The organism is Hominibacterium faecale (assembly GCF_020734085.1).
In the GTDB taxonomy this organism is placed as follows: Bacteria; Bacillota; Clostridia; order Peptostreptococcales; family Anaerovoracaceae; genus Hominibacterium; species Hominibacterium faecale.
Genome location: NZ_JAJAGH010000003.1, coordinates 45,366 through 58,048, shown reverse-complemented (window position 1 = coordinate 58,048; position 12,683 = coordinate 45,366). Strand labels below are relative to the sequence as shown.

The 12,683-nt window shown below is 48.9% G+C and carries 13 protein-coding genes; 3 read left to right on the top strand and 10 right to left on the bottom strand.

Going from position 1 to position 12,683, the window contains the following annotated elements:
• Nucleotides 1–6: 6 nt before the first annotated feature.
• The 9 genes from LG211_RS03200 to LG211_RS03160 form a co-directional block, all read right to left on the bottom strand.
• On the bottom strand, nt 7–672 hold the full coding sequence (locus LG211_RS03200) for a response regulator transcription factor (RefSeq protein ID WP_269476990.1): 666 nt from the start codon (nt 670–672) through the stop codon (nt 7–9).
• Between the two features lie 310 nt (nt 673–982).
• Entirely contained in the window at nt 983–1,948 is a 966-nt protein-coding gene (gene asrC / locus LG211_RS03195; RefSeq protein WP_148396705.1) for a sulfite reductase subunit C, read from the bottom strand.
• A 12-nt stretch (nt 1,949–1,960) separates the two neighbouring features.
• Nucleotides 1,961–2,755, bottom strand: coding sequence for an anaerobic sulfite reductase subunit AsrB (gene asrB, locus LG211_RS03190; protein WP_269476989.1), 795 nt, complete (start codon nt 2,753–2,755; stop codon nt 1,961–1,963).
• The gene (gene asrA, locus LG211_RS03185; protein WP_269476988.1) at nt 2,742–3,764 is read right to left on the bottom strand and encodes an anaerobic sulfite reductase subunit AsrA; all 1,023 of its coding nucleotides are present in this window, start codon (nt 3,762–3,764) and stop codon (nt 2,742–2,744) included. The genes asrB and asrA overlap by 14 nt, the downstream gene beginning before the upstream one ends.
• Nucleotides 3,765–3,766: 2 nt before the next feature.
• Nucleotides 3,767–4,534: a formate/nitrite transporter family protein gene (locus tag LG211_RS03180; RefSeq protein ID WP_148396708.1), complete on the bottom strand. Its 768-nt coding sequence runs from the start codon at nt 4,532–4,534 to the stop codon at nt 3,767–3,769.
• 70 nt (nt 4,535–4,604) lie between these two features.
• The gene (locus LG211_RS03175) at nt 4,605–5,291 is read right to left on the bottom strand and encodes a Crp/Fnr family transcriptional regulator (protein WP_227754857.1); all 687 of its coding nucleotides are present in this window, start codon (nt 5,289–5,291) and stop codon (nt 4,605–4,607) included.
• Nucleotides 5,292–5,327: 36 nt separating this feature from the next.
• Nucleotides 5,328–9,062 carry a sensor domain-containing diguanylate cyclase/phosphohydrolase gene (locus LG211_RS03170; RefSeq protein WP_269476987.1) on the bottom strand — a complete coding sequence of 1,245 codons (3,735 nt, stop codon included), beginning with the start codon at nt 9,060–9,062 and terminating at the stop codon, nt 5,328–5,330.
• Between the two features lie 52 nt (nt 9,063–9,114).
• Complete coding sequence (locus LG211_RS03165; protein ID WP_148396711.1) at nt 9,115–9,480, bottom strand: Hpt domain-containing protein; 366 nt, start codon at nt 9,478–9,480, stop codon at nt 9,115–9,117.
• 58 nt (nt 9,481–9,538) lie between these two features.
• The gene (locus LG211_RS03160) at nt 9,539–10,264 is read right to left on the bottom strand and encodes a Fic family protein (protein ID WP_148396712.1); all 726 of its coding nucleotides are present in this window, start codon (nt 10,262–10,264) and stop codon (nt 9,539–9,541) included.
• A 164-nt stretch (nt 10,265–10,428) separates the two neighbouring features.
• Here LG211_RS03160 and LG211_RS03155 point away from each other — a divergent pair, with 164 nt between their 5' ends.
• Together LG211_RS03155 and LG211_RS03150 are read left to right on the top strand one after the other, a co-directional pair.
• Nucleotides 10,429–11,118 carry an MgtC/SapB family protein gene (locus tag LG211_RS03155; protein WP_227754855.1) on the top strand — a complete coding sequence of 230 codons (690 nt, stop codon included), beginning with the start codon at nt 10,429–10,431 and terminating at the stop codon, nt 11,116–11,118.
• A 64-nt stretch (nt 11,119–11,182) separates the two neighbouring features.
• Nucleotides 11,183–11,362 (top strand): (2Fe-2S)-binding protein, encoded by a 180-nt coding sequence (locus LG211_RS03150; protein ID WP_148396714.1) that lies wholly within the window; start codon nt 11,183–11,185, stop codon nt 11,360–11,362.
• A gap of 84 nt (nt 11,363–11,446) precedes the next feature.
• On the opposite strand, the gene LG211_RS03145 is transcribed toward LG211_RS03150, so the two are convergent.
• Nucleotides 11,447–12,007 (bottom strand): radical SAM protein, encoded by a 561-nt coding sequence (locus LG211_RS03145; protein WP_148396715.1) that lies wholly within the window; start codon nt 12,005–12,007, stop codon nt 11,447–11,449.
• Between the two features lie 100 nt (nt 12,008–12,107).
• Between LG211_RS03145 and LG211_RS03140 the strand changes: the two genes are divergently transcribed.
• Nucleotides 12,108–12,656: a metallophosphoesterase gene (locus tag LG211_RS03140; RefSeq protein WP_227754854.1), complete on the top strand. Its 549-nt coding sequence runs from the start codon at nt 12,108–12,110 to the stop codon at nt 12,654–12,656.
• Nucleotides 12,657–12,683 lie beyond the last annotated feature (27 nt).

The window sequence follows — 12,683 nt, the reverse complement described above, 5'->3', positions numbered from 1 at the left end:
CCACCTCTACAATTTGTACCCAAGTCCCCGCTTGGTTTCGATCAGATCCCGCACGCCGATATCGGCCAGTTTTCCCCGGAGCCTGGTCATGTTAACGCTCAATGTATTGTCATCGATAAACACCTGATTGTCCCACAGGTCTTCGATCAGGTCCATGCGGGAAACCACCTGGCCCGTATGCTGAAAAAGATAAACCAATATGCGGAATTCGTTTTTGGAAAGCTCGGCTTCCCGATCCTGGTATCTGGCGGTGCAGGCCAGCAGATCGAGGGTAACGCCCTTGTAAGTCAGCGAGGCTCCGTCCTGTGATTTTCCCGTCCGTTTGAGAACGGCCGCGATTCGAGCCAGCAGAATGGGCGCTTGATACGGCTTGCTGATATAATCGTCTCCCCCGGAAGTGATGCACTCCAGCTCGTCCATTGAAGTGTTTTGGCTGGTGACAAAGATCACCGGAACGTCTGAAAACTGGCGCAGCTCCCTACATACTCCCAGGCCGCTTTCGCCAGGCAGGTTGACATCCAAAAGCACCAGGTCCGGATTTTCCTTCTGAATCTGCTGGGGCAGGTCGGTGAATAGGGCTGTTTCTGCCGGCTCATAGGAAGCGTTTTTCAGCAGCAGGTAAAGCTCCCGCCGGATCGACGCATCGTCTTCAATAATCATAATTTTGTACATGGCTTTCTCCTGTTCTCCTTAAACAATACCACAAATCATGCCGGTATCAAATAGGAATTTGCCCTGCCGTATTTTTGCAAAAAATGACAAATGGGATAAACAGTTACAAAAAATACTTTGTTTCGATTTTTTGTATCTATTTATCCCGCTTTGCAATGTTTTTTTGTTCCCCTTGACCCGAGCTTGGCTTAAATGAGGCAGCCGCAGAAAAACAGCGACCTCAAACCCATTGGATTGATATAAAAAACTTTACTCTTCACGAGTTTATATCAAAACTAACCATTCGACACTTTTCGACAAGCCCAGGGGCTTATCGATATTTGATTCCGTTCCAGTAAAGGGGCTGGATCAGCTCCGCTCCCTGGGGCAGGTTCACGTCCCTCATCGCCCATTTGAGGAATTCTTCCGTTCCCGTCCGGTCGACGATATAGCCCACATGCTCCTTTCCTCCCGGCGCATTGGGGTCGATATATTTCTCCACATATTCGTAGGTATTGAGAATGATTTTGATGATGCTGTCCTCATCGGCCCACTTGATGAAATCGATGCCCAGCCGGGGATTCTTCTTTCCGCTCCGCCCCAGCAGGGTCAGACGATACCGCTTTTCCCCTTCTCTGGTCCAGGCCCTCGTGGGACAGGCCAGCACGCACTCCCCGCAGCCGATGCAGGTCCTTTCATCCCGCTCCACCTTATAGTTGCGGAAGGCCAGAGCCTCCACCGATTTCACCCGGCACTTTTTCACACAGGCCTGACAGCCCACACAGCGATCCTTTTCATAATGGGGCCGGCTCATGCCCATGATGCCGAAATCGTGCATCCTCACCTTGGCGCAGTCGTTGGGACAGCCGGTCAGGGCAATCTTAAAATGCAGATCGTTGGGGAAGATGGCCTTTTCGATCCGCTGGGCAAAGGCGGAAGTATCATAACAGGCATAAGGACACACCCGGTTGCCGATGCAGGCGGTCACATTTCGGGTGCCTGATGAAGGATAGCCTTTTCCCGGCGCCTCCTGATTGATATTCAGCCCTTCAATGATGGGCTGGAGACGCTGGTTCACCTCCGGCATATCCTCAAAGCGGATGCCCGGAATTTCAAAGCCCTGCCTGCTGGTAATGTGAACCGTACCATTGCCGAACGCATCTGCGATCCCCTGAATCATTGCCATGTATTCCGTCTTTAAATGGCCGCCCGGCACCCGGATTCGGGAAGCGGTGATCCCCCGCACCTTGGTAACGCGGAAGGCGTTCTTTTTTAAAGCTTTCGTATTAATATCCATGTCTTTCCTCCTTTAATCCACCAGCCGGATCCCCTTGGTAAAATTGAACACCGGACCGTCGAGACAGATATATGTATCATCCACCTTGCAATGCCCGCACTTACCGATGCCGCAGCACATTTTCCGCTCATGGGAAATCCAGATATTCTCCTCGCAAAATCCCCTCTTCAAAAGCGCCCCAGCCGCGAATTTCATCATCACAGGAGGTCCCACAACTATGGCTGCGGCAGAAGCAGCATCCCCAAGCCCCAGCCCGGGAATAAATTCGGTCACCAGTCCCACCTTGCAGTCTTTCGTCTCTTCTCCGCTGTCCACAGTGAGAATCACCTTCATGGATTTCCGCCATCTCTGCAAATCCTCCTTAAAGAGGATATCCGAAGCTGACTTGAAGCCGGCAATCAGGGTCATGGATTTCACTTCCTGGGGATGACGGGCAAAATAGTCGACAATGCCACGCACCGGAGAAAGACCGGTTCCCCCGGCAACCACAACCAATTCCTTGCCCTTATAAAGGTCCGCGTCAAAGCCGTTGCCGTAAGGCCCCCGCAGGAACAGCCGGTCGCCTTCATAATGTTCAAAGATTTCTTCTGTAACCCTGCCCACCCTGCGGATGGTCAGATCGATGGTCCCGTCCCCAATCCCGCTGACGGAGATGGGCGCTTCGCCGAACTTGGGAAGTGACACCTCAAAAAACTGCCCCGGCTTAACCTGGCCCTCATAAGCCATGCGGAAGGTGTACTCGATGTCCGTATGGCGGATCACTTCCTTAACCTCTGAGAAAAAAGGAACATATTCATTCTGCATCATTTGCTTCTACCTCCTTCTGCGCTTCCGCCAGTTTTCCGATGCATCCGGAAAAGGATATGTATTCGGGACAGATGCGGTCGCAGCGGCCGCAGCCCACACACATGTGATAGCCAAAGCGCTTCTTATAGTCGTAGATTTTGTGCAGCACCTTAAACCGCATCCGCTGGCCGTTCTTTTTCCGGTAAGAGCCGCCGCCCGCCACATCAGTAAACCCGTCCACCATGCAGGAGGCCGCCACTCTTCTCCGCTCTCCCGCCTTTCCGTTATCCGAATAAAAGATGTCCTGCATGGTAAAGCAGGTGCAGGTGGGGCAGGCGAAATTGCATCTGCCGCAGCCGACACATCTACCGTCGTATTCATCCCACATCCTGGCCTCCGCGATGTCCAGAGTCAAATGATCGGGCACAGCTGCCCTGACCTTTGTTTCCGTCACATGGGACGGGGTCACATCCGGCTTGCTCTGGCAAAGCTCCTGCAAGAGATCGTCCCACTCCTCCGTTCGGTTGTCCAGCAGATAGCCGTCTTTGTCAGGCTCCATGCTCAGATCATAAAAATCAGCCTCAGCCGTTTCCATATCCACGCAGAAACAATCGTCAAAGCAGGTCCTGCAGCCCATGAGCACAAATTTTACCTTATCCCGAATCCGCTTGTAATAGTAGTCCTCAAAGCCGTTTTTCAAATAAATTTCATCCAGTCGTTTTACAGCGTGAAGATCGCAGCTGCGCACAAAGATCAGCGCGCCCTTCTTTCTACCGTCAGCCTCCTTGATCTGATTTTCCGTAAAGAAAAATAAGGTTTCCGATAAGGGAAGCAGCACTTCTTTAAAGGAATAATCCGACTTTTCGTCAAAGACGATCTCAGCTGCCTTGGATACTTTTCCGTAGCGCACCGTATCCGTATCGGAAAACATGCCGTCGCCTTTCATTTTGACAGGTCCGTAAAGATCGTACTCCGGGGCCAGCTCTTGGAAAAACCGGTCCGCCGCTTTTGCATTCAGATAATATCCCATGATCACGCCTCCTTCTTTCTGCTGATGCGGTAATAGGGTAGCGCCAGAACCACTGCTCCGGCAATCAGGTTGCCCAAAGTGACCGTAAACAGGTTGTAGAAATATCCGCCCCAGCTGACCGCCGCGTCCATCGGCGAAAGCATGGAAATGGTCAGAAGGGTCATGTTGGCGATGCTGTGTTCAAAGCCGGTGGTGATAAAGGCAAAGAGGCACCAGAAAATCATGATCAGTTTTCCGCTGTCGGACTTGCAGCGGAATCCGCACCATACGGCCAGACAAACCAGCGTATTGCACAAAATCCCCCGCAGCAAAAGCGGCAGAAAATCAATGCTCATCTTCGTTGCCGCCGAATCGGCGATAAACTGTCCGATTGGACCATCAGCCAAACCAGTTCCATAAAAGATCACCGCTAAAAGAATGGACCCGGCCCAATTGCCAATAAAGCAGACCACCCACAGCTTCACCGCCTGCCCCCAGCCGACCGTTTTCTCCAGGGCCCCGGCTGTCATAACAAAGTTATTTCCGGTGAAGAGCTCTGCGCCGGCGATCACCACCAAGCTGAGCGCAATGCCAAAGGACAGGCCCATAACGATCTTGGCATAGGGCGCGCCCTCCAGCATTCCGCCGATGCTGAAGATCAGCAGGATCCCAAATCCGATGTAGGCCCCGGCCAGCATGGACGCCAGAACGTATCCCAGCGGATTACTCTTGAGAAACTGAGCTTTGGCTTTGGCCGTCTTGGTAACAGCCGCGAATTCCTCCATAAACATAAAAAATCTCCTCCTTCGTTCTATTTGTGAGAATTATAACGAAGAAGGAGATAAGAAGCCGTGAGATTCATCACGGACTTTTAAAATAGTCCGATAATTTGTCGCAGTCAGGGATGATAAATCGATTCTTTTCCACCAGGACCAGGCCCTGGTCTGTAAGTATTTTCAGCTGTCTGGAAGCGGTTTCCCGTTTGGTCCCCAGCATATCCGCCAAATAAGTAATAGTCAGGTCCATTTGAAGCTTGGTCCCCTGGGGACACTCGGCTCCATAGTCTGCGGCCAGCTTCCACAGCTTGGCGGCTAACTTTTTATCGCCTCGGATGGAATTGGTCGTGTTCTTCATCTGCCGATACAGCCTGCGGATCTTCAAGGACATGGAATCCAGTACCGCCCGGTTGAGCCCGCGGTCCTCCTCCATGGCCAGCAGCATCTGCCTGACGGGAAAGGAAAGCACTTGCCCGGTCTTGAGAATTTCACAACTCACGGAGGCGGGTAGGCCGTTGAGACTCTCTTCATTGAGCGTCTTTCCTTTTCCCAGGACGAAGATCACTTTCTTTTCTCCCTGGCTGTTAATTTTATAAAGGGCTGCCATTCCGCTGACCATCATATAAACCAGATCGACGTTCTGCCGATCGTGGAAAAGATGAGCGCCCTTTTCCGCGCTGCGGAGAACGCCGCAGCCCGCCAGAACCGCAAGAGAAGCGGGGCTGGCATCCTTTAAAAGCTCAGCCGCGCAAAGGGCCTGCTTGATATCCATAAACACTTTCCTTTCTTACCTATCCGGTAAAAGCGTCTACAGCTCTTTATATGGCGTAATGTCCCTAAGTTCGATCAGATACGCATCTTGGTTCTCCCAGCGGATCACCGTCGCTTCAGCAGCAATCCAGGCCTGAAGGTTTTGGCTGTAAAATTCTTTAATCTTACTCTGACTCTTTTCCGCCAGCTTAGCCGGACAATCATCACAGGCAGTTTCCTTGCCCAAGAAAACCTGATGGCATATGGCTCCTTTCTTTGCTTCGGAAGAAAGTCCCCTGGCTTTTTTGTTAATATAGAGAATTTCATAAGTCTTAGGATCGATGATGTAGAGCCATGTGTTCCAGCTGTCCATCAGCTGCTGTAATTCACCGGACCGGGCCAGAGCCTGCTGCTGAATCCTTTCTTTCAGAAGAAATGTGGATAACAGCTCAGCGATAAAGGAGAGAATATCAATCTGATCGCTGGTCCAAAATCGCTGATTGGCGCAATGGGAAAATCCAACCCATCCGCCAAAGGAACCGTTTACCCGGACCGCACATTGGAGCACAGATTTGATCCCCACATCTTTCATCATTGTCCTTATATTGGGCGGAAACTGTGTTAAATCACTGGCATACAGCACGCCCCGGTCGTTATAGTGGTCAAAGTAATCGCTGCCCAGCTCCTTAAAAGGACGATTTTGAAGAGTTGATTTCAGCGGAAGGATACCCTCATTGCACCATTCAAAGGTATTATGATAGAACTTCCTGTCATCGGACACCTCGAATACACTTACCCGATCCACGTCTAAACGCAGGCCTACCATTTCCAAAAGCTTTGAAACTGCCGTATCCATATCGCCATTTTCACTGAGAATGTGAAAAGCGGCGGGTACCAGCTCACCTACGGCCGCCTCATCGCTGCCATCAGAATCAATATTAGTACCTACAATTTCGGCACGGACTTCAGGCGCACAGAAAGCCATGCCGTCTAAAGACATGTCATAAAAACAAAACTGCTTTTTCCCGGATGCTTTTGCACGGTACAAAGCAATATCAGCTTTCTGAAACAAGGTCTTATAGTCCATTCCATCATCTGGGGAAACTGCGATCCCTATACTACAGGAGATACGGCAGTCCTGAGGAAGGTTTTCAAAGGTCTGGTGAAAACGCTTAATAATACGCTCGGCGATGGCCTTGATACGTCTTTTGCTCAGCTCTCCCTGAAGAAGCGCCATAAATTCGTCGCCGCCAATTCGGGACAGAACATCCTCGCTGCGGAAGATTTTCGTAAGCTGCTCTGCAATTTTTTTCAGCACCGCATCCCCGAACATATGACCGTACCGGTCGTTGACAAGCTTGAAGTTATCCAGGTCAATCACGAAAAGGGCGCAGGCGGTATCTGAATCGACCAGCGTCAATCTCTGCTCGATCCTTTTACGGGCACAGTCCCGATTATAAAGCTTCGTCAGAATATCCCGTTCCGCTCTGGCCTGCAATTCTTGTGTGGCTTGTTTTTCGGCGTCAATATCCCCGATCAGCCCGATCACTTTGCAAGGAACCCCTTTGCTGTCAAATTGCGTTGTGGCGCGGATTTTGCTCCAACGATAGCGGCCCTTGGCATCCGAAACACGGAATTCTATTTCGTTATACCGTTTTCCTGCTTTCATCTCCCCAATATATTCATCAAAAGGCTTCATATCGTCTGGATGAAGATGGGAGACCCGGACGATCCGTTCCGACGCATGCTCCATGATCGGCTCATAGCCGAATTTTTCTTTCCAATTGGAAGAAAAATCAACATGATCCGAAGCAATGTCCCATTCGAAGATGATATCATTGGTCTGCTCCAAAATGATCTTGTACCGTTCCAGACTCATCTGCAGTTGTTCTTCGGTATTTTTGGTTTTGGCAATATCAATCGGTACTCCGAACAGAACTTCTCTGCCCTGCCTATCAATCAGCAGACGTCCCTTGCTCAACAGCCAAACGATCTTTCCCTGTGCGTTGATGGCCCGATATTCAACTTCATATTCCGAACCTTGGTTTAACTGCAGAGCCAGCTGCCTGATCACATGACTTCGATCTTCGGGATGAATCAAATTAATATACCGATTATCAAACCGTTCTTCAATTTCCTGATGGCTGTAGCCGAGAAAAGAATCTTCTATATGTTCAATCGTCAGCCATTTATCGTTGCGCATTTGTCTGATACCATGAAAAATGCTGCGGAACACATGGCTATCGATAATCGCATCCTGTTTCTCTAAGGAATCGTCGCCTTCAATTTTTTTCCATATCATCAGACCTTTTTTCTGCTGCGGATGTTCCGTATCCAGTCTGACGATGGTCATTTCTATTTTTTCCCATTCACTGCCGGCATTCTCCTGAATTCGATGCATCCAGGTCTGGCGAAATCTTCCTTCCTCAAAAAATTCGGCCAGCCCATGTTCCCAGATCCAGCGAACCTGTTCCTGATCCGCAGGGTGGAGGGTTTCTTTCATATAGTCTTGGGCAACGGCGTCAATGTTCTCACCTTTTAAAAGAGAGTGGCCGTTGAGCCCATAGGAATAAACTAGCTGCCAACTGCCAGCCGCCAGGTCGATCTCTGCCACCGTCGCATCCACAAACCTCAGCATTGCCTGATATTTCATTCGTTCCTTCTCAAAAGCACTGATATTTTCCTGGCGAAACACATCCGCCGGCCTGTTCTCCCGGGCCGTCTCCTCTTCCAACAGTTTGCCGTCCGCATACCGCTTGACCAGTACGGCCATTTGTTGCTTTACACGTTCAAAACATTTTAGCAGACTCGACGAAAACGCTCCGCACTCACCGCCAAGAATCATGTCCACTGCCTGTTCATGAGGAATCGCTTTTTTATAAATCCGATCTGAAGTGAGCGCATCATAAGCATCGGCAATTCCTGTCACCTGGGCGCAAATAGGAATAGCATCACCGGCAAGTCCATCCGGGTAACCGTTTCCGTCCCACCGTTCATGGTGGTGCCGACAGATATTATAAGCATAGCGCAAATATTCTTTATTATCCATACGCGCCAAGCTCGCCAGTATTTCACAGCCCTTAACAGAGTGTGTCTTCATGATCTCAAATTCTTCAGCAGTCAGCTTTCCGGGCTTATTGAGAATATTATCCGGTATGGCGATTTTGCCAATATCATGCATAGCGGAAGCGGAGGCAATGGCATTGATCTTATGTTCATTGAGGCCATATTCCGGGCAAGTTTGCTTCACTTCTTCCAAAAGTACTTTTGTCAGCATACGGATTCGTTTGATATGCTGACCGGATTCCAGACTCCGGTATTCGATGACCGATGAAAGTGCATCGATCAGCACATCGTTGGATTCTCGCAGTTTGACCGCTTGTTCATCTACCAGATTTTCAAGATTATGTCTGTGAAGATACAACTCAATAATATTATCAACTCTGCGCTTAACAACATGGGGCTCAAAAGGCTTGGCGATGATATCGGAAGCCCCCAGGTCAAAAGCCCGCAATTCTCCTTCCAGTGAGTCATCCGCCGTAATTACGATTACCGGCACCTCGGAGAGCATACCGTTTCCGTTCATTTCTTCCAGAACCTGATACCCGTTTTTCTCTGGCATGACAACATCGAGGAGCATAATCGCGATACTGCTGTGATATTGCTCCAGCAGGAATAAAGCCTGCTCGCCGTTTTCCGCTTCCAGCAAGTGGTATTCATCTTTGAACAAGCCGCATAAAATTGTACGGTTGATTTCCATATCGTCAACAATTAGTATCGTATCCCGATGCATGACTCTGTATTCCTTCCCAATTTATAAAAGCTCTACTGCAAATCACCGGCCTTCATTCATCCGCCTTTTCGTCCGCCAGCACCGCACAAACAGCATTGTAAGCATCCGCAAGCTCCGGATATGCCGTTTTTGCTTCCTCCGTTTTCTCTGCACGAATTTGACTGACTATTCGGGCGCATGCATCTGCCAGCCGATTCATTCCCAAATTAGCAGAAACGCCCTTTAAGGTATGCGCCGCCTTTAATGCAGTTTCGAAATCATCTTGCTCGAGCGCCGGGCCGATCTCAGAAAAACTTTGATCATCTAAAAATTTGATCAATACTTTTTCATACAACATCGTATTTCCGCCCAGCCGCCTAAGTGCAGCCTCTGTATCCACTCCGGCTTTTCCAAGTGCCAATGCCGTTTTCATTTCCATATGCTTTGTCTCCTTTTCTTCTTATTCAGCGCCATATAGGCTGCTGTACACAATATTATTACGCATCCTCATCTTCGCCTTCTTCTACAATCTGCCGTATCAATTCCTGTTTATTAAATTCGGCCCGTTCCAGCCCCCAGAAAAAAATAGTAATATCTTTATCCTTCAGACATTCAGTAACGGTCTTAATATATTCGCGCCGATTGTAGCCCAGCGCCACCGGATAAAAACCTCTCTCTTCCAGGTAATAGTTCATGGCCATCCGGGCCATGGCTTCACTGTATCGTTCGAAGGGATAAATTTCCATAATGCCGCAGTGGATTCGAGCTGCGCTTCTTATTTCATTTGCACCTGTCTTATACGCGGCTTGGAACAGTTTATTAATCCGCTCCTCCACCTCAGAATGATGGGGCGGCACATGTTTGAAATCCACCACAGTGGGCGTACTCTTCCGGAAACCGGCGCTGCTGCCTGTCAGCGTGCTATGCAGTTTTAAGAGCAGCCGCTTGTCCAGACTGTTTTTTAATGCCAGTGAATTCCGGATCAACTCCAATACGTTCATGTAATTTTTGATGTATACGCATTCCTTCAGCGAGGCGGTTTTGGGTATTACGCCTTCCATCATCCCCTCAGCTTCCTGCCGCGTAAGGTCGGTACCGTCCAGAGCCAGGCCTCCGTATATGTAATCCAGCTCGTTCAGCCGTTTAATCTTTAAATTGGTTTCGTTTTTAAATGGCCTGCGAAGGCTCAGATCGATCTTTTGTTTCAATAATTGCTGGTACATGCGGTCCTCCTTTATTTCCTACCTAAGTTTATCACATAACTTTGATTTATGGTATAATAATAATGATAATAAACCAACCATTTAGGTCGGCGCTGCTTTTTAGCAGCGTTTCTGAAACGATTAAAAGCAATGGCACTGATGCCATAATTGAGCGGAGGACGGAAATGTATACGCTGCCGGATTATTTTTATGATATCAATTTATTTTCTACAGCGCTGCGGCTGGTTTTGGCAGTGGTCTTTGGCGGAATCATCGGTCTGGAGCGGGGCGCCAACCGCCATCCGGCCGGATTTCGTACACACATCCTGGTATGTGTAGGCGCAACGCTGGCGATGCTCACCAATGAATATATTTGTCAGATCTACGGCACTGGCGATCCGGCCCGTCTGGGGGCGCAGGTCATAACTGGAGTCGGTTTTCTCGGCGTGGGAACGATTCTGGTCACCGGCCGTCATAAGATCAAAGGTTTGACTACAGCCGCAGGATTATGGGCTTCAGCTTGTCTGGGCCTGGCTCTTGGTATTGGCTTTTATTCAGGCGCCGTCATTGCAGCCGTTGTTATTTTCATCAGCCTCTCTTTGCTTCCCAAAGTCGAAAATCATTTTTATCGAAGATCCCGCGCCATTGATCTTTACATTGAAGTAGATTCTGTCGAGCATTTTCGTTCGTTCATCCAGCATGTACGCACGGTGGACGCGGCCTTTTACGAAACCCATCTGAGCCAGGATAATCCTGTCACCGAAGGGGGCATTGCCTTTCATCTATCCATGATTTTGCCTAAAAACATGGATCACAGTCAAGCCATCGATGAATTCAGCCATCTGGAGGGCGTTTATCTGGTGGAAGAAATTTGATGAATAACATTTTGTGATCGGGTTATTGTATGTATATAGAAATACAAGAAAAAGGAGACCGATCATGGACAGAAATGACTTAGTTTGTATCTGCAAATCCGTATCCTATGGAAAAATCGAAGATGCCATTGACAATGGTGCGCAGACCTATGAGGATATTTTGGAAGAAACGGAAGCTGGTTCTGTTTGCGGCGGCTGTATTGAAAGGATTGAAGAGATCCTGGACAGACTGGTCGTAAAGTAGAAAGCCGTACAGGCGAGGCCTGAAACACAAAAAGAGGTTGAGCACGTAGGATCATTGCCTTCGTGCATCAGCCTCTTTTCTTTTTTATTGTTTTAAAAAACCGAGCTTTCCTCTGGCTCCAGCGTATTTGAACATTTCGATTTCGCCGTATTCGCCGCTTGCGGGATGCAGACGCATCTTGGCCTTGATGTCTTCATAGGGCATGGTTGGCATAAAGACGATTTCATAGTCATGCTGAAAGGTCAGCTGTACGAAATCCAGAACCTCATCATCACTAAATCCCTTTTCCAGCGAAACCTGCAGCCTCACTTTCAATTGATGACCAACCGCACTATTGATTCCATCGACAACGTTTGCCAAATCTTTGCCGTCATTGCTGCTTTTGTAGCGGGTATAACGCATGGTATTTACCTTAATGATCACACCTGCCAGACCTGCTTTTTTCAGCTTTTCCGCCATGGATTCCAGCTTTTGTCCGTCCGTTTCTATGTAGATTTCCTCTGCCTGCAGCTTTTTTACGATATCCACAATCCCCACGCGGTTCAGGGGCTCCTCGCCGGCGAGAATCACCTGCTTTTGCCCTTGTCCCATTTGCAGAATTTCTTCCTTGGACGGCTGACCGTTTTCCTTCAGTTCAATTTTCATCTTTACCTCCTCTAACTCAGACAAAACAATTTTACTCTATCCTCCGGATCTAGTCAACTGGTTCATCTTATGTTACAATCCCTTTATTGGAGGTTACCATATGAAAATCTTTGTAATTAGCGATACCCATGGAAAGACATCCAAGGTCACCCAGGTCTGGAGCAAGCTGACCGATGTGGATCTGGTCGTTCATTTGGGAGATTATATTGAAGATGCCAAACGTCTAGAAAAGGAGCTGGAGACGGAAGTTGTCTTTGTCAAGGGAAATATGGACGGCTCCTACAGTTCGGAAGATTACCGAATCCTTGAAACGGAATATGGAAAGCTTCTTCTGACCCACGGACACATGGATCATGTGAAAATATCTCCGCTGAATCTGGTCTATCGGGCCCAGGAGCTCGATTGCAAGGCGGTGCTCTTCGGCCACACCCACAGGCCAGCATACGAAGAAGCAAACGGAATTTACCTGGTCAATCCCGGCAGCCTTTCCATGCCCAGGGACGGCAGCGATGGTTCTTACGCCATTATCCATACCTCTCCAAAAGAATTTCACTGCGCTATTGTCTATTATTCCAGACTCATTCCAAAGAAGAAGCCTCCCGCCAGCGGGCGGCTGCGGGATATGCTCAATAACAGCGATCGGTTTTAAACGGCAGACAACGAAAAAATTTTATGG